Annotated in this window: 17 protein-coding genes and 1 pseudogene; 10 read left to right on the plus strand and 8 right to left on the minus strand. The window is 43.7% G+C overall.

Annotated features, from left to right (window positions below; translation table 11 throughout):
• Nucleotides 1-462: 462 nt before the first annotated feature.
• Together ACP26L_RS17665 and ACP26L_RS17670 are read right to left on the minus strand one after the other, a co-directional pair.
• Nucleotides 463-1,218 (minus strand): hypothetical protein, encoded by a 756-nt coding sequence (locus ACP26L_RS17665; RefSeq protein WP_426454484.1) that lies wholly within the window; start codon nucleotides 1,216-1,218, stop codon nucleotides 463-465.
• Nucleotides 1,205-1,723 carry a hypothetical protein gene (locus ACP26L_RS17670; RefSeq protein WP_426454486.1) on the minus strand — a complete coding sequence of 173 codons (519 nt, stop codon included), beginning with the start codon at nucleotides 1,721-1,723 and terminating at the stop codon, nucleotides 1,205-1,207. Before ACP26L_RS17670 ends, ACP26L_RS17665 begins: the two co-directional genes overlap by 14 nt.
• A 340-nt stretch (nucleotides 1,724-2,063) precedes the next feature.
• Between ACP26L_RS17670 and ACP26L_RS17675 the strand changes: the two genes are divergently transcribed.
• The 6 genes from ACP26L_RS17675 to ACP26L_RS17700 all read left to right on the plus strand — a co-directional run bounded on the left by ACP26L_RS17675 (nucleotide 2,064) and on the right by ACP26L_RS17700 (nucleotide 6,252).
• Nucleotides 2,064-2,441: a YgiT-type zinc finger protein gene (locus ACP26L_RS17675; protein ID WP_426454488.1), complete on the plus strand. Its 378-nt coding sequence runs from the start codon at nucleotides 2,064-2,066 to the stop codon at nucleotides 2,439-2,441.
• 13 nt (nucleotides 2,442-2,454) lie between these two features.
• Nucleotides 2,455-2,805, plus strand: a complete 351-nt coding sequence (locus ACP26L_RS17680) for a hypothetical protein (protein WP_426454490.1) — start codon at nucleotides 2,455-2,457, stop codon at nucleotides 2,803-2,805.
• Nucleotides 2,806-3,259: 454 nt separating this feature from the next.
• Nucleotides 3,260-3,649 (plus strand): hypothetical protein, encoded by a 390-nt coding sequence (locus tag ACP26L_RS17685; RefSeq protein WP_426454491.1) that lies wholly within the window; start codon nucleotides 3,260-3,262, stop codon nucleotides 3,647-3,649.
• Between the two features lie 189 nt (nucleotides 3,650-3,838).
• Complete coding sequence (locus ACP26L_RS17690) at nucleotides 3,839-4,006, plus strand: hypothetical protein (RefSeq protein ID WP_426454493.1); 168 nt, start codon at nucleotides 3,839-3,841, stop codon at nucleotides 4,004-4,006.
• Nucleotides 4,007-4,008: 2 nt separating this feature from the next.
• Nucleotides 4,009-4,476 (plus strand): recombinase family protein, encoded by a 468-nt coding sequence (locus tag ACP26L_RS17695; protein ID WP_426454494.1) that lies wholly within the window; start codon nucleotides 4,009-4,011, stop codon nucleotides 4,474-4,476.
• A gap of 54 nt (nucleotides 4,477-4,530) precedes the next feature.
• Nucleotides 4,531-6,252 carry a recombinase family protein gene (locus ACP26L_RS17700; protein ID WP_426454496.1) on the plus strand — a complete coding sequence of 574 codons (1,722 nt, stop codon included), beginning with the start codon at nucleotides 4,531-4,533 and terminating at the stop codon, nucleotides 6,250-6,252.
• Nucleotides 6,253-6,626: 374 nt separating this feature from the next.
• Here the strand turns inward: ACP26L_RS17700 and ACP26L_RS17705 are convergent, their stop codons facing one another.
• Nucleotides 6,627-6,779: a hypothetical protein gene (locus ACP26L_RS17705; protein ID WP_426454497.1), complete on the minus strand. Its 153-nt coding sequence runs from the start codon at nucleotides 6,777-6,779 to the stop codon at nucleotides 6,627-6,629.
• Nucleotides 6,780-6,990: 211 nt separating this feature from the next.
• Here ACP26L_RS17705 and ACP26L_RS17710 point away from each other — a divergent pair.
• A pseudogene (locus ACP26L_RS17710) lies at nucleotides 6,991-7,259 on the plus strand (IS110 family transposase); the annotation flags it as partial.
• 192 nt (nucleotides 7,260-7,451) lie between these two features.
• Here the strand turns inward: ACP26L_RS17710 and ACP26L_RS17715 are convergent.
• The gene (locus ACP26L_RS17715) at nucleotides 7,452-8,840 is read right to left on the minus strand and encodes a YebC/PmpR family DNA-binding transcriptional regulator (protein ID WP_426454499.1); all 1,389 of its coding nucleotides are present in this window, start codon (nucleotides 8,838-8,840) and stop codon (nucleotides 7,452-7,454) included.
• A 1,069-nt stretch (nucleotides 8,841-9,909) separates the two neighbouring features.
• Nucleotides 9,910-11,103, minus strand: coding sequence for a winged helix-turn-helix domain-containing protein (locus tag ACP26L_RS17720; protein WP_426454501.1), 1,194 nt, complete (start codon nucleotides 11,101-11,103; stop codon nucleotides 9,910-9,912).
• 50 nt (nucleotides 11,104-11,153) lie between these two features.
• Here ACP26L_RS17720 and ACP26L_RS17725 point away from each other — a divergent pair, with 50 nt between their 5' ends.
• Complete coding sequence (locus ACP26L_RS17725) at nucleotides 11,154-11,390, plus strand: hypothetical protein (RefSeq protein WP_426454502.1); 237 nt, start codon at nucleotides 11,154-11,156, stop codon at nucleotides 11,388-11,390.
• 673 nt (nucleotides 11,391-12,063) lie between these two features.
• Here the strand turns inward: ACP26L_RS17725 and ACP26L_RS17730 are convergent.
• Nucleotides 12,064-13,005, minus strand: coding sequence for a YiiG family protein (locus ACP26L_RS17730; RefSeq protein WP_426454989.1), 942 nt, complete (start codon nucleotides 13,003-13,005; stop codon nucleotides 12,064-12,066).
• A 260-nt stretch (nucleotides 13,006-13,265) separates the two neighbouring features.
• Between ACP26L_RS17730 and ACP26L_RS17735 the strand changes: the two genes are divergently transcribed.
• Nucleotides 13,266-13,904, plus strand: coding sequence for an AlkZ-related protein (locus ACP26L_RS17735; protein WP_426454504.1), 639 nt, complete (start codon nucleotides 13,266-13,268; stop codon nucleotides 13,902-13,904).
• Between the two features lie 203 nt (nucleotides 13,905-14,107).
• Here ACP26L_RS17735 and ACP26L_RS17740 read toward each other — a convergent pair whose 3' ends face one another.
• Entirely contained in the window at nucleotides 14,108-14,650 is a 543-nt protein-coding gene (locus tag ACP26L_RS17740; RefSeq protein WP_426454505.1) for a stalk domain-containing protein, read from the minus strand.
• Nucleotides 14,651-14,852: 202 nt separating this feature from the next.
• Nucleotides 14,853-15,302: a MerR family transcriptional regulator gene (locus ACP26L_RS17745; protein WP_426454506.1), complete on the minus strand. Its 450-nt coding sequence runs from the start codon at nucleotides 15,300-15,302 to the stop codon at nucleotides 14,853-14,855.
• A gap of 173 nt (nucleotides 15,303-15,475) precedes the next feature.
• Here ACP26L_RS17745 and ACP26L_RS17750 point away from each other — a divergent pair, with 173 nt between their 5' ends.
• A complete protein-coding gene (locus tag ACP26L_RS17750) occupies nucleotides 15,476-16,327 on the plus strand; it encodes an aldo/keto reductase (RefSeq protein WP_426454507.1) in 852 nt (283 codons plus the stop codon).
• Nucleotides 16,328-16,419: the final 92 nt, after the last annotated feature.

A 16,419-nucleotide genomic window follows, 5' to 3' on the forward strand; every position in this document is an offset into this window, starting at 1 on the left:
CGTTTGATGTAAAATTTGCAAAGCCCGTTTTGTATTATTTATTTCGTTGAGACCAATGGATGGAATTTTCGTGTCCAGTTCAGAATTAGATCCTGTAGATCCTTTTTTTGACTGCATTCTATTTGGAATTTTCATCATGCACACCAGTCCTTCCATATTTTTTATCTACAATGGCATTTTATTTACAAATCCCAATCCGTATGGAAAATAAAGTATTCCCTTCACCTTGAAGTAAACTGTTTCTGTATTGCCTATATTCAACACAAAAAAAGCCATAGACTACTGTCACCTACCAAACTTTTTTTTGGTGGTAACAACGCACATGGCTTTAGGAAATTCGAATTACAGTATACACTATCGTTACTTCATTGTAGCATTTTCCCATTTCTTTTTCCACATTTGACTCCCCCTAATTCTTACAATAGGGTCTAACCCTGATCCCTTGTCTAATACATAAAAGAATTAAACGATTGGATCCGAGCCATTAAAAAACTTTGTAATATCACAGAGGACTGGTTTTATAAAAATCTTGCCCCGGTAATCTTCTTTGAACTCCTTTATACAATCATGATCTAACCACTTCTCCAAACTTTTTAACCGCCCTGGTGAGTAGCAGAGCACATCGATATCTACCCTTCTCATTTTCCCCTTATATTCGTCCCGAATTAACCCTAGAACCGTTTCCCATCCCTTGAAATTTCGACTTGTAATATCTAAAACAATCACTTTTGCATATTTTTGTTCAGTTGAACGGTGTGTTTCAATGATATCAACAGAGATGTTCCTGTACTTAAGACTTTCCCCAGGCGAAAAGGATTTCAAAAGATGTTCACCTAATAATAAACTGCGAACAATTTGACGAGTTGAGGGTTCATCATAATCTCCGCAATAATTTTTACTTTTAGTGAGACACACAATTGCTTTCCATTTCAAATAGGCAAACTTATACTTACCGACCTGTTTTTCTTTAAGCCATTTTCCATTAACCATCTTATCTGTCGAGACCATTTTACGATAAACATATTTAGCCGCACTTGGCGTGGTCCCTAATAATTTTGATAAACACTCTGCAAAATGATAAAACGATATATAACCGTGAAATATCTCTTTCATTAATTCTAAATAAGGTCGGTACTTCAATTCATAATCGAGAACAATATGGGGATCGATACCCAGATCTGTTCGGACTTTAACCTCTGTTAGCTTACTTAATTGCATATTTGATCAACTCCCATCCTTTTGATTGGCAATGCAGTTCTTTAGCGATAATATCAGCCTCTTTATAATTTGACGTCACACATTCTAAAGCCGTCTCTACACCATCAATTATGATTATGGCATCAGGACGATTGTTCCCCTCCAAGTCGGACTCAGTACGCCAGCTATTCCGGTAATCGTAAAATTTATAATACAACTCCGCTAATCCATAGTCGTGGTTGGCGTAAGTTTTTGAACCGCCATAAATACGATTTATTGATGGATTTACTGAGCGAATCAAATCGATGCCCTTTTGAGTTAATACATAACCTGTTGTATATTTGCCATTGATATTTAAAGTTTCCTTCGTCATCAAGCGAGCAACGCACATCTGCTTGAAACGATCTGTGTTGTAGCCAAGATGTCGCTTGGCAAGTTCTGCAGTAGTAATATGAGTGCGAGCCATTTGCGTCATCAGTTCTTTGTCTTTTGCTGTTAAGCCTTTAACTGTTTTGCTTTTTGCCATTTGCATCACCTCCATTCTGGATTTATGCGGCGGATGTGCGAGACTTTAGCGAAGTCAGGGTGGAGAGCGTAGCGACCACGCACCCGATGAACATCGGGACTGATGTAGCGACTTCACTTGAGTTATTTTGATTTTGAGGCGTAGCCCGAAATCGAAATAACTCAAGTGAAGAAAGTCGAGCCATCCGCCGCAGTGTCTCTTAATCTTTGCCGTTGCTTTATACTATACGCACCATATAATAGTTATAACGGAACACACCTAGAATTCTTGAATCTCGCAAAGTATGCTCAAATGCACACACAGTCTGTATATTTCCGCGGGTAAAAAAGGAGGTTATAAGGTGAGAGAGACCACACAATGCGTTTGTGGATCGATAAAAAGCCACATAATTGGAAGCGTTCAATTTGAGATTCGAGGAAAGAAAATAGTTGTTCATGATGCACCACATTTTATATGTGAGGCATGCAATAGGAGGTCTTTCGACAGCACTACAGACATTGTATCAATTCTTAAGATTGCTTATAAAGGCGACTTGAACGAAATTTCGTATTTTGATGAAGGCTTCTTAGACGGGGTTTTTGCAGTTCCAAGTAAGGGAATAAAAGTGAAAGTTAGGTCTTTATCCGATTACTGTGATGCAAAAGGTGTGACCCCTGCTGATCTAACTAAAGAAGAACTTGAGCAATTCTTGGCTAGAACAAAAGACCAACAAACTTAAGGTGGGACATTAAGTGGATAATTCCCAAGAATTTGAAGAATATTTCAGAAGGAAGTTAATGGAGGAAGGAACTCTTATCTCTCATTTATCCGAGCAGGAGCTTCGTCAAATATATCAAATGGAATTTGAACTACAAATGAATGCCCCGGTATTAGATCTAAAGCTGGAAAGTCAAGACGTGCAATACGAAATGACAAAGTATTACCTACCCCAAAAATGGGAAATGCTACGTCCAGGCAAATTGCTCTATGATGATGAAGAGTTATTGAATGCATTAAAACTGATTATTTATAACGTCGGAGTTCAAAAAACCTTAGACATCATTCCAAAACAGTTGATTGAAAATTACTTGCGTGGCAAATGATTTAATGAGGTCTTCCTTAAAAAAACCTAGTTCTAAGATATATTGATCATTTGTAGATCTTTTCTACAACTTATATTGAAGTTATATTGAAGTTATATAGATCTTTTATGGACATCATATTTACGCTTAAATGTCGTAAAGAAAGCGATTGAATAACCAAAAAATACGTGCTATAGTCATTACAAAATTAAGCTTATAGACTGTTTCCGAGAAGAAAGTGGTGATACTATGCTTTTCGAATGTTTTAGCGTTTCTAAACAAAAAAGCACCTTACTCCAAAAATAAACGGGGTAAGGTGCTTTTTCGTTTCGGTAAAAAATAATTTACAAAATCCTATGTAAACTAATCCTTTTATATAGAGAAAGGCGTGAGGTTCTTGAGTGACATTTATTATTCGACATCGATTGTAAGGTATGTATCAAATGAAGGCTTGGGTGAGAGTATTCTCATAATTTTGGATTTTCAACTGGATGGGCCCGAATTAAATCAAATCACCAACAAAATCTTTAACAAAATTCTTTTTACCACACCATTGAAACCTGATGAGTTTTTGCTAAAAGAGATGCAATATAGAGGTGATTTTTTTGGAGTCATTAACTTATCTCCCTACCCTGAAGTCACGATACTCAATGATAAGAGCTTTGTTTTACACTATCATAATGGCTCACTGACTGGGAATGTGTCGGAAAGTAACCTTAAGTATTTCCTTGTCGGTAAGATAAGTGATCTCATACCGGAAAACAAAAAAAGATTAAACCTCCTAATTTGCAACCCAAGTTTTAACAAGGAAAATTTCAATAATAGTACATTCTTTATGGGGGCTATAATTGTTAAGTCAAAATAAATTGCATGCCTCTTATCAGGACCTATTACTATTGTCTAATGTATAGAACCCCAATCTTCGCTTTTATGCGGTAAAGCACGAAACCTCGAACACCTAATCTATTTACACAAAAACCTATCCGTGTAAATATAAGAACAACAGTTCTGCAGAACCGTGCTTAATCTTAATAAATAACGGAGGTTAAAATCTATGGGGGAAATCACGGAAAATAAAACTTTGCAACATGGTAATACGTTGACATCCGATTATATCAACGACAATTATGACTTAATTGCTCACTTGCTGTTACAAGCAATTACAAAAAAAAACGATATGCGTAACAGCTTTTCTAACAATTCGCTTAATAAAGGGGAATAAAAATGATTGAGAAAAAGAATTTTGTTGGTTTATACTTTCGGGTTTCTAACGGAAAGCAGGTAAACGAAGGTTTTTCGCTCGAAGCACAAGAAGAGGTTACCTTGGATGTGGCAAAAAAAAGATTTGGATCTAACGTAGGCTATGAACTGTATGTTGATTCAAAAGAAACAAAAAACCGACCCGAACTTGACCGAATGATGTGTGATGTTAAAAAAGGAAGACTCGCGGCAGTAATTACCTTTAAAGTTTCTAGGCTTAGTCGATCATTTTCAGACGTACTTAAACTGATTGATCAAATTCATCAAGCAGGTGCAGATTTCATTAGTGTAAAAGAAGGCGAGTATGGCACCTTCAAAGGTAATTTACACATGAATATATTAAGCTCAATTGTTAAGTATCAACGAGATGAATTAGAGAGCAAAAGAAAAACCGAAAACCGATTATTTGCAAAGGGGTTCATGAAGCAATAATTGAATGTGGAATGAAGCATCTTTTCGTATTACGAACTAAGGGAGGTTAAAAAAATGAATGGAAAAAAGTTTGTTGTTGGTTTATACATTCGAGTTTCTACAGATAAGCAGGCTAATGAAGGTTATTCGCTTGAAGCACAAGAAGAGGTCACATTGGATGCGGCAAGAAGACGTTTCGGATCCGATGTAAATTTCGAAGTGTATGTTGACGAGGGAAAAAGTGCAAAAAATACAAAAAAACGAAGTGAATTGAACCGAATGATGCGTGATGTTAGAGAAGGTAGACTCGCGGCAATTATCACATTTAAAGTCTCTAGGCTAAGTCGCTCACTTGCAGACTCTCTCAAACTGGTTGATCAAATTCGTCAGGCAGGTGCATTTTTCATTAGTGTTAAGGAAGGTGAGTATGGCACCCCACATGGTAATTTACAGTTCAATATATTAAGCTCAGTTGCCCAATATCAACGTGAAGACTTGGCTGAAAATGTCCAACTCGGCATGACTCAACGTGCAAAAGAAGGCTTTTGGAATGGTGGACAAGTCCTTGGTTACCGGAGTGTGGATAAACAGTTATTTATTCACCCCCCTGAAGCAACGGTCATAAGAATTATTTTCGAAAAATTCGTTTTAGAAAACTGGGGTACAAAGAAAATTTCCAACTATGTTAACGAGAATGGCTTTCGCTCTAAAAACGGAAACCCTTTTTCTCCAGATTCGATTATCAGGGTTCTTGGGAATCCGGTTTATAAAGGTTATGTTCGTTTCAACCAAGTCATCGGTTGGGAGGAAAACCGCAGGAAAGGGAAAAACCCAAACCCGATAATATGCAAAGGGGTTCACGAAGCAATAATCGACGAAGCAATGTGGGACGAAGCCGCTATACTTCTTGCAAAACGATCTACAGGTGTACCAAGACAGTATACTGGCAATTTCCCCCTTACAGGACTAAGTAAATGTCCTGAATGTGGGGGATATATGACTAGTGCATACGGTTCGAGGCGTAAGGATGGAACAAAGAAACGTTATTACGTTTGCGGAGCTTATCACAATCATGGGAAATCCATATGTAGTTCAAACTCAATTTGTGCTGAATGGCTTGAGAATCAGGTTTTTGATCGACTAAAGAGTGTACTTCAATCTGATTCAATAATAGCCGAAATTACAAACCGAATCAATTTACAACTAAAAGAAAAATTCTCCGAAAAGCAGAACCCAAGTGAGATACAAGCCTTAGAGTCCCGGCTTCGCGATCTTGAAACACGGAAGAAAAAGGTCCAATCTGCACTTGAGAGCCACGATGAGTCGATCTACACTATCCAGGAAGCGAAGGATAGACTTACGGAACTCAGAAATGCTATTCATAATATAAAAATGAGTATACAACAGCATTATGCGGAATCTGTGCGAAACGAAGATATGCCACTAGAATCTGTTAGCACAGAATTGATTCGTTTACAACTTCACGACTTTATTGAACTCAGCTCTCTTCTGGATCCGCTAGAATTCCGCAAGTTGCTAGCCGCATCCATCGAAAAGATTGAAGCTTCAAAAAAGGAACTACACAACATAACTTTTTCATTCATTGTACACTTACAAGAGAATGAGTTGGATCCTCTGGATCCAATACATACGTTTTACATGCCCGCATCCTTATTGATCAGGGCTTTTTATTTGCAACAAAATCAAAATCACCACTTATTTGTGATACGGTTCACCGCGAATGATCTTAAACTATCCTGCTCCCCTGTTAACGTAATGAAGCTGCCGATCGTGTGACGGCAGCTTCCTCCTGATTGTTATTGAGCTAACGTTCTCCGTCTAGCTTAGTAATTCAACATTCAAATGATGGGAATGAGAACCTGGAAAGTTGAGCATGAAATGCACATTCCCATTGCTCCCATTGTTCCATTGACAATTCTCCAACAATTTGTAACCCTGAGGGTTCAACCGAAGCGTATAGGTAATATGTTGACACCCCTTCCTCGCCAAACCACATAGAACATTGATGGCTCTTTACGAGACATTGTGGCAATACCAAGTAAACTTGCTTAAGTTGCTCCCATGTGTCTTCAACAAACTTGTTGAAATTTAAGCAATACACTCTATCAATCAAAACAACACTTTGGTCGCTTGCTGCAAGTTCTGTATTGTCATAAAAGCAAATATCCATTATCAATCCCCGTTTCAACGTTCTCCCACAGCGCAATAATAACGCCTTGGTTATGCGATGTAAATTCAAACAACACCACGTTATCCTGCCAGTTAGCCATCCATGCCGCGTGAACGCGGCACCACGGAATCATGAAAATTTATACTTCCTGCCTTATACTATTCTTCAACTATGGTATTGCGAACCCAACTGTTAGGCTGACTCCGACGACCATGGTGCACCACGGAATGTCGCTCCCGCAGGATAGATTAACCCTTTGCTGGTTGTTGCACCAGTCCTCAATTCAATTTGCCGAAGAAAGGTGAGTCTTATGGAAGTTCTTATAGAACGAGCTTGCGGGTTGGATGACGGTCTTTCTTCTCGAACTTATCGATTGGATCAAGGAGCACCGCTGCACCACGTGGCCATGGAGAGCACCGGTGTGTTTTGTAAGCCTATCGTCAACTTGCTTGAGGCCGAGAACATTGAATTTCTGGTTGTCAATGCGCAGCACATGAGGGCCGTTCCCGGCCGCAAGAAGGATGTAAAGGACGCCGAGTGGATTGTGAATTTATTACGTCACGGCCTGCTTAAAGCAAGCTTTATTCCTGACCGGAACCAACGCGAAATGCGGTAGCTCGTTCGATACCGTCGAAGCCTGATCCAGGAACGTGCCCGCGAACCTTAGGCTTTTTTTGCTTAGTTGCCTACGGCCGACGGGGATCGATAATGGAATATTCAGTGCCTTCCATGTAGGAGTCGAAGGCTTCCACTCCTGCGCTAAGTGGGCGCGACGCGCGGCCAGTGTTCCTAACGGCTCGTCGATCTAAGCGCCGGAAAGCATCGGAGGCACGATTTCTTTTGCGGTCTCGTTGTAGGCGTAGGCGAATGTGTTCACCACGATTACGAACCCGTCGCCGTCATCGGATTCGACCTCTAGCACGACGGAAACCGGAAGCATGGTTGCCGTATCGACCTTAAAGCGATGCTGCGCGGCAACCGTTCTGGAGGGTGTTCGATGCTGCTGTTGCGCGATTCTGTCGACTTTATTCGCATTAAAGCGGATCGCGATGTTAATCGCGTCTCCTATCGTCGACACGTGGATCTCTTGGGCCGCCTCCAAATTCTCCGCGGAGAAATACACGGCCAAATTGACCTGCGCCGCACCGTCGCCAAGATCGTCGCTAACCATCCACTCGCCCGACTCTCCATTTACATGGTTCGCTGAGAAGACTTTTCCTTGCGTCACGATCGTCTCTTGCTCCACGTCCATATCGCCCGATTGAAAAGACGATTTGGACCGCATAGAAAATTCGGGTTTGAAAAGAATATCGCCTTCCAAAATCATCGTTAATTCGGTATCTCGACCGTTCATGCTCATGGAGCCTTCGTAGGAATATCTGTCTACTTGCCCGATGGCGTTCTTGATGGCGCTAAATAACGCTCGTTCTTCATCGGACAGGCTATACGGCGGTTCGATCGCTTCTTCCTCATATTCCCCATCCAAGTCCACGTTATGATAGACTTGCAGCACGTCCTCCAGTCCCTCGAGGACCCGGATCATCTGCTCGAACCGGGCTTTCGCAGCGTCGGGAAGCGTTATATAATCCTGCGGCTCCATCGTCCGTTCAACAAGGGTGAACGTCGAGACGCCGGCGTTCCGGAGCGCGTCCTCCATAACGGAGAACGCCTCCGCATTGCACAGACAGATCACCGTATCCTCTTCTTCGATGAAATAGAACTGATCGACGTGCTCTTCGATGTGAAGCTTGTACACGTCTTCAAAGTCTAAGCCGGACTGGCCAATCACCCCCATCGCGTCGAACAGGCAAGCTACGGAATCTCTCTCGTCCAAGCTGATTCCGTTATTCTCGAAGACGTCGCGCACGACGGAGGTCGTACGGTTCGCATCGGGGGTGAGCGCCTCGACTATGACCATCGAACCATGAGGCCCGGTGCCTTCATAGCGAATCTCTTCATACCTTTCCTCGCCACCGACTCTGGCTTTTTCCAGGGTGCGGTCGACAATCGCCTGCGGCACGTTATAGGAATTCGCACGATCAAGAACGAAATTTAGGGAGCGATGGAGTTCCGGGTCAGCTTCTCCCCGTCTTGCCGCGACATAGATTTCGCGACCGAATCGTTCATAGACGAGACTCGCGCCCACATCATCGGATGCGATCATGGCTCTAATCTTGTTCCACTTCTGGTTCATACGGTTCCCACTCGCTTTCGAATTGGCATTCGGACTGCTTCGTATCCACTATCCATATTGTACCATAATAGACTTGTATACATATTCAAGGTTTACGGGCAAGGGTTGAAACGACCGCTTACCCGTCTATCCTCGCAAAGTTATCGACCGGCTTCTTGGCGCAAAGCGGAACCGCCATATTCACCGGATGTCATATCTGGCTTGGCTAAAAGTGCTTTAGTCTGCTCCACTTCATGCAAAGGAAAACGTACCCGCCACCCCCTTTTTAGGTTTTTAGGTTGACGGCTGCTGCGCATCCTGCACCGCCTTCTAAGCGATGGCATGAACACCTTCGATTGGTAATGTAAGCAAGTTCTTGTCCTAGTTTAAAGACAAGAACTTGCTTACATAAAACAAAAATACCGCACTACAGGCGGCATTCATTGTACGTATGTTTTTATCCTCTGACATGCATAGCCTTGCCTCCTTTTGATTACGGACAACGGACACGCGTTTCCCGGCTTTGACCAGCTGCTTGGCCTGTCTGGGTGCCGCTAGTATGGTAAAACTAACGTGTTTGGAAATATTATGGGAGCCGGCTCCGCCCCGTGATGACGGACCGTGCGCGAGTCATGAGCAACAAGGACATTCGGCGAGAAACGGCGAGCTACAACTTCACTTAATGCGGCAAAAAAGGTCTACAGAAGGACGTTCTGTAGACCTTTTTTGCCATTATGTTTCCCACTTCAATTTTGTCGCCAAAGATCTTACGCCCGTCACTTTTTGAACACGGAAGCATTGGAAGCGAATATCCTGCCAACGAACCATACGATTTTGCAATCGAACGCTGTTGGTAACCCAAAATTCCCTGTCACTCATTATGACTTTCATCCACTGAACGATTTCGGCCTGCCGACTGTGCTCGTAGTAATAGCCGCGGCTAACGACATTTGCAATAACCAATGCATCCTTGAATCGCTCTTGGATTGACAGTGATCTCAATTTCCCTTTTAGTTGTTGCCGGGTTTACCAACACCACATGGATCCCTAAGATCAACCAGCCAATTGGCCAGGTTATACCAGTGAAATATCAGTTCATAGAATCTGTCGAAATCGTCTCGCATCCGTTGAATGATGCAAAATTTTGAAAACAATGGTTCAAGGCTGTTCGCAATTGCTTTGTTGGCTTTACGTCTTTCTCGTACCAGATGTTTTTAACAACGAGCGTCCCGGCTTTTCGCTCCGCGATTACCTCGGCTCGTCCGATGAAGCTTTCTCCGTATAGTAGAGGCAGAACATAATAGCCGAATTTCCGTTTGATTGCAGGTGTGTAAATCTCCCAGGTGTAATCGAATCCAAACAATTCGTTGATCAGTTTTCTGTCCCATAAGAAATTATCTAGTGGGGCAATCAGCTCGCAGCGCCATTTGGGCGCAGGATTTTGCAGTACGGTTTCAATAAGCGGCAAGTCCTCCGCGCGGCAATATAGTATATCCTTCATATGTTCCACGGCAACTGCAACAATGCGAGCTTCGTGCAGCAGTTGGCGGAAAGCCTCGTTGCGCTGCTCCGCTTTCAATCCCCATATGTTCAGCCAGGCATCGGATGCGCGATTCCATAAAAGGCCAACAGCGCCGATTCGACGCAGTACCCGCCACTTGTGATGCTCAAGCTCGCTCTCCAGCGGCTCCGGCGCATTCAACAGATTTGGCTGTATGTACTTCCTCGCGATATCGTAATATTTACGCGTTCCTTTTTTGTGATGTATAATCAACTCGCCTGTCGAGTACATCTGCTCCAACACCGACCGGGTTGAATTGTTTCCGCTGCTCCAGTGGATCGCCGATCGCCAAGCGAAATTTCCATCCAATTTTAGATCATCCGAACTTAGCGCACCGTGATTTTGGATGTGAGCTCGTACTTGCTCTATCAACGCTTCCATTTCGGGATAGCGCTTGGCATGCTGCCGGGCGGCCACCCTGTACCGCTCAAAATACGGCCAGTCCTCGACAGGGATAATGGCCAAATTCTTGTCGGGATAATCGACAAGGACTCTATCTTGATACAGCAACTCCGCGAGCATGTTCTTGGTAAATCCTTTGATTCGCGACTGCAGCACCAGTTCGGCGTTTTTTCCGCAAACATCGATGGGATCGTATTGAATACAGCCGACCTGCCGCACAAACTCCAATACTCCCTGCTTTCCGGTGAAATGATATTCGCCCAACAACCCGTGCTTCCATAGCAGAAATTGCCGTGCCTGGCGGTTCGTCAATTGAATCATGTACACATCCGCTCCTTAACGAAACAATCGGGAGCCGTTAGCACATGATAATGAATGCCAATAACCGAAAATGGCTCTTTTTCAATGATTTCAACCACGGCTATCCCCCCTATCCGTTGGGAAATGAAAAACAAACATATGTTCCCGTAAAATATTACCATTATCTCGAGCATAAAAACAAGAGCTATTCAAAAATGCTGCCCATTAAAGCAATGAAGCTGACAATCACCGCGGCAGCTTCCGGAAAATGGCTCTCGAACCAAGTCGATTCCTTATGGAGTCCATAACATAACCGATCTCCCGCTTCGTGCTGTTATCCTCGAACAAATCCAGCTGAACATGTCGTGTCATCCTACAGGTTGGTCATCAACACATGTACGTTCCGCATTTCGCGTGATCTCCTCGATTTGGTCAAACCGTTTACGAAGCCTCTCGACAGGCATTCTGGCCAGATCCCCCAGGTTGCAGGCGCCCATGCGGTTCAGACTACAATACGTTCATTTTGAGTAGAATTCATCTGAAAGTCCTTGGTTTGTTTTTGGATCCGTTCGCTGGCCAGCTCAGGGACCCATTAACATCATATCAAGGAGTCTTTTTATTTCTCAAACTTCGTATTTACTCATAATAGGAATGCTGCCCGTTACATCAACGCGACCAGAGAGCAGCGGCCGCGCGCAGCGATCTGCTCCCTGGTTATTACACTATCGTTCTCCGTTTAACATAAAGAAACTGCCGAACATGATGGCAGCCTCCAGGTGTTATTGCGCTAGCGTTCTCCGTTCGCACAACAACCATGTGGTTAGGGATTTCGTCCCATAGTAGGAAACAGATCTTCATAGGGCAGGCCGCAAAGAAGAGCGGAAAGACGCAACAAACCTTATCCGCAAGGGAACGCGGATAAGGTTTGTTCGTTACCGGGACTCCGTATTTTGATTCCGAAGCTCCAATCGTTCGACATGCTTAATTTATTTCATTATATCGTTCGACTGCCTTACTTAACAGATAATTGAAATTCTCAGGTGTACCATCCGTACTGTGCAGGAACTGGCCGTTCAGGTCAGAATCAGATACAGGTTTCTTCTTATTGATGCGTTCAATGATTTTCGAAGCGGCCGCTTTTGCCTCGGTGGCTGAATGAACAAAGTTCTCGATGCTGAAGCTGTTTATCCCTTCTTTTTGTATTCGTTCCTTGTCTTTTGCGATTGTCATGAGCGCATTCAAATCTTCAGTCATGATGTCATATTTGGCTTTAAACTTTGTCATATCAAGCTCCAGCACATTGCCGGCGGTGATTCCCTGCTCATCCATTTCAAGGGCTGTAGCCTCGGCATCGATCATGAACTTCAGAGCATTATACCGGATCTGCTGGTCTGCATCCTTGAGTTTTTGCAGTTCAGCCTCACGCTTCTCGTTACCCAATTTTTGCATTGCAATGAAGTATTGTTTGGCGACAGTCTCGTAAGCGATATTGGCACTTACTAGCTTGGTATGCAGCTGTTTTCCTTTTGCGAAATCATCATCCACGTAGCCTTTACTATCATAGTAGGCTTTCATATCGTCCAGGACGGACAACAGATCTTTGATGACCGGTGTCAATTTGTTCACTACAGGATCCACGTTCGCAAAAGCAGGTTGGCTTGGGGTATAGCCGTTCGCTTTATCAATAACTGCCCGCTCAGGTTCAGCAACGCCGAGCATGATGAAGCTGAGGTTCTTCTCGATTATAGGCTGTTGATCAACTCCGAACTTCTCAAAATAATGGACCAGAACCTCATTGATCCGGCCCGTTAACAAGTTATTGAGCCCCACATACGCATTGTATTTCTCGATTTCTTTGCTCTCGCCCGGTGTAACGCCTGCAGCCGCTTGATTCGTGGTGGATGTAATGGCAGAACAAGTAATTTATTGTGCTTTTCTTTAGTATGACGTCTGAAAACAAATGAATCTTCTGGTCGATTACATCCCTCTTCCCCGCACCTTAATGTTGATTGTGAAACATATCTATTGAATTCTAGAATGATTTGGTGAATAGGTCTGGAGTCTTGAGTAGCAAAATCTGTAACAGGATTGTGTTTACATTCCTGCCTTTTTTGCATCATCTCTAGCCATGTGTTCATCGGAAGCAACTTCTCCATACCCAATATCTAGTAGGAGGGATATGAATGATCCAAATAAAAATCTCCACATATAAAGAGGCTGTTCAGCTTATTAATGAAGTGGGCATCTTGCCACTGGCACCACTTATTCCAAACCATCCCTCACTTTACGAAATCACTTTTGGCGAGCAATGGTTAACGGGGACTGAAACTGATCCTTGGCTTTGGCGAACACGACTTCCGAGTGATGGCGCAGCGGCTTACGGTAAATTCATTAAGAAAAAACTGGTTCTCATTTCACGCGAATTAGTTCGTTATCAACAAGGTCTGATTTCTAAGGATGCTTTAGTGCTTTATCGACAAATCAGAGAGGAAGAAGGCATCGAAACTAGGTCATTAAGATTAAAAGCGGGAATGCATGGCAAAGAAATGAAGAAGACATTCGAACGATCCCTTTTGGACTTACAAGAAACTATGGATATTGTTATTTCTGGTGCCAAAGAAAGTAGGATCATTTTAGATGTGAATAGCGCGTGGAAGAGTACTACATTCGAGTCAACCGACCATTGGATGGAGAACGTCGGCATACTTCAATCTGATATTCGTGTGGAGCTTGCTAAGAAGGAACTGAAGCACTGCTTAACAGGGAAATGCACTGTTGAGGCATTGGGATTTCTCAATAAATTATTTCAACTTGATTCCTAAATCCCTGATAATAAAACATATAGGAGCTGTTCAATGCAACTCCTATAAATCATCTCCATTTGAATCCTCCGATCCAATTTCCTGTTCCGACACGGGCCGGCTGGCTGTTGGCTGTTCGACTGTGCGCCATTGGCTTGTCATTCCGTAGAAAAAATCCCGGCATTTTAAATATGCCGGGATGAAAGCGCTATTTAAAAACGAATTTATTTATAATACGAAGTCGTAAGCGGGACAAATATTCCGTTCACGCCTTCCTTATTCTTATATTTGTAGAATACGACCACTCTTTCCTGTCCGTTCACATTGGCTTCGATCGTCCTCAATCCGTCCTCTACTCTCACCGTTTCCTGCTTGAGCAGACGGCTGTTACCATCCTCGATCTTTACCTTTACTTCCGTGCCCAGTGCAGCGACCTGCAGGTACAGCGTCTGATACTTCTTTTCCGGCTTCAGGGAGAAGTTGGAGCCGTTGTTGCTCGTGTCCTTGATCACTTCCTGATAGTCCTTGCCCATGTATTTCGTCTGGTTCGGATCCTTGATCGCCTTGGTGAAGGTCTGTGTGGCATTCAGAGGCACGCCCTCCACCTTTTCACCGAACGGTACACTTTTGGTGGCTTCATCGTAGTCAACGGCAACGTCCAGCGAGCTCGCGATAGCCCTGGCCGGCAAATATGTACTTCCATCAAAGGTAATCGGCGTCACTACATTCCCCTGTTCGTCCAGGAGCTGCATGGTTTCACCGTTCACTTGTTTTCTATAGGTTTCTTTATATTCCCATCATTCATGGAATACGGCAGCCGATCATCTGGCGGGCTGCCGTCGTGTCATTCTGGAGCTATAGTCTCCCGTTAGTTTCATCTAGGCTGAAGTGAATCTTGATCATTGCTAAGCCAATCAGAAGCTTAAACCGAGTATTTTCTTCAGAGTGGTTGTGACTCACGTAGACCTCTCACGCCTTCTGAACAGAGGGCGAGTAAAATACATCGCTATGCATATGCTTGATTTTTTCCCAGTTGCCGGGATTGGTCGTATCTAAAGTGCGGTGCTCCATAATGGCCTGATATAGAGCGGTTTTTTGTTCCAAATGGGCAACGTGCAATTTGGCTTCTTCGAGCTTTGCGAGCGCGTCTTCTTTGTGCTCCATCATGAGTGCGTAACGTTGCGGAATGGTCGAATCTCCCTCGAGACAGAGATCTATATACCTCTTAATAACTTCAATAGGCATCCCGGATTGCTTGAGGCATTTGATGCCATGCAGCCAGTTGATTGATTCTTCGTCAAACATTCGAATATTGTTTTGATTACGCTGTACACTTGGCACCAGACCTTTATCCGTGTAAAAGCGTACTGCGTGCTCGGTGAGTCCCGTTATGAGGGAGGCTTCTTTGACCGTATGCATGTGCAATCCTCCTAGGAAAATAAATTTTTGAAAGCAGCTTGACTTCGTGTAACACGAAGGTTCTAAGCTTAGTGTAACGCAAATGAGTCGTAGGTGGAACTCCCGCCGCAGTCCCCGATTAAGGGAATAAGCGCCGTTTGCTGTTATCCATTTCAACACTGGGAGGAATTACAATGCAAACCGTCACATTAAACAATGGTGTGCAAATGCCGATCATTGGCTTTGGTGTTTACCAAGTTCCTGATGCAGATGAATGCGAGAAAGCCGTATATGATGCGCTGATGGCTGGTTATCGCCTAATCGATACCGCCGCCGGTTATCTGAATGAGGAAGCGGTCGGTCGCGCGATCAAGCGCAGCGGTATCCCACGTGAGGAGTTGTTTATCACAACCAAGCTATGGGTTCAGGATGCCGGCTACGAGAGTGCCAAGCTGGCGTTTGCTAAATCTTTGAAGAAGCTCCAGCTCGACTATCTGGATTTATACCTTATTCACCAGCCGTTCGGCGATTACTACGGCGCTTGGCGTGCGATGGAAGAACTGTACCGTGAAGGCCAAATCAAGGCGATTGGGGTCAGCAATTTCCTGCCTGACCGTTTGATGGACCTTATCGTGCATAACCAAACCGTGCCTGCCGTCAATCAAGTCGAAACGCATCCGTTCTACCAGCAAATCGAGAGTGCCGCTTTTATGAAAGAGCAGGGAGTGCTGCACCAGTCGTGGGCACCTTTCGCTGAAGGACGTAACAACTTGTTCGGGAACGAAGTTCTGGCCTCAATCGCAGGAAAACACAACAAGTCCGTCGCCCAAGTCGTGCTTCGCTGGCTTGTTCAGCGTGGAGTCGTTGTCATTCCGAAGTCGGTGAAGAAAGAACGGATCGTTGAAAACTTCAACATATTCGATTTTGAGTTGAGCGTGGACGACATCGAACTAATTTCCACTCTCGATACGCAGGAAAGTCTTTTCTTATCGTACCACGATCCGGCAGTTGCCAAAATGATGGGCAACTGGAAATTCGATTTGTAACCTCGATGAAACTGTAAACTCATCATGCGTTTATCTATTGAGAAAGGACAGGGTGATCGCCTCTGTCCTTTCTTTACTTGAATTGGGAAATT

Origin of the sequence: Paenibacillus sp. S-38 (assembly GCF_049942825.1) — a bacterium.
In the GTDB taxonomy this organism is placed as follows: domain Bacteria; phylum Bacillota; class Bacilli; order Paenibacillales; family NBRC-103111; genus Paenibacillus_G.

What these genes read in the sequence shown, in the direction of transcription:
- ACP26L_RS17665 (WP_426454484.1), bottom strand. Translation starts at nt 1,218, where the DNA reads ATGCAATTAAGTAAGCTAACAGAGGTTAAAGTCCGAACAGATCTGGGT.
- ACP26L_RS17670 (WP_426454486.1), bottom strand. Translation starts at nt 1,723, where the DNA reads ATGGCAAAAAGCAAAACAGTTAAAGGCTTAACAGCAAAAGACAAAGAA.
- ACP26L_RS17690 (WP_426454493.1), top strand. Translation starts at nt 3,839, where the DNA reads ATGGGGGAAATCACGGAAAATAAAACTTTGCAACATGGTAATACGTTG.
- ACP26L_RS17695 (WP_426454494.1), top strand. Translation starts at nt 4,009, where the DNA reads ATGATTGAGAAAAAGAATTTTGTTGGTTTATACTTTCGGGTTTCTAAC.
- ACP26L_RS17700 (WP_426454496.1), top strand. Translation starts at nt 4,531, where the DNA reads ATGAATGGAAAAAAGTTTGTTGTTGGTTTATACATTCGAGTTTCTACA.
- ACP26L_RS17705 (WP_426454497.1), bottom strand. Translation starts at nt 6,779, where the DNA reads ATGATTCCGTGGTGCCGCGTTCACGCGGCATGGATGGCTAACTGGCAG.
- ACP26L_RS17715 (WP_426454499.1), bottom strand. Translation starts at nt 8,840, where the DNA reads ATGAACCAGAAGTGGAACAAGATTAGAGCCATGATCGCATCCGATGAT.
- ACP26L_RS17720 (WP_426454501.1), bottom strand. Translation starts at nt 11,103, where the DNA reads ATGATTCAATTGACGAACCGCCAGGCACGGCAATTTCTGCTATGGAAG.
- ACP26L_RS17725 (WP_426454502.1), top strand. Translation starts at nt 11,154, where the DNA reads ATGAATGCCAATAACCGAAAATGGCTCTTTTTCAATGATTTCAACCAC.
- ACP26L_RS17735 (WP_426454504.1), top strand. Translation starts at nt 13,266, where the DNA reads ATGATCCAAATAAAAATCTCCACATATAAAGAGGCTGTTCAGCTTATT.
- ACP26L_RS17745 (WP_426454506.1), bottom strand. Translation starts at nt 15,302, where the DNA reads ATGCATACGGTCAAAGAAGCCTCCCTCATAACGGGACTCACCGAGCAC.
- ACP26L_RS17750 (WP_426454507.1), top strand. Translation starts at nt 15,476, where the DNA reads ATGCAAACCGTCACATTAAACAATGGTGTGCAAATGCCGATCATTGGC.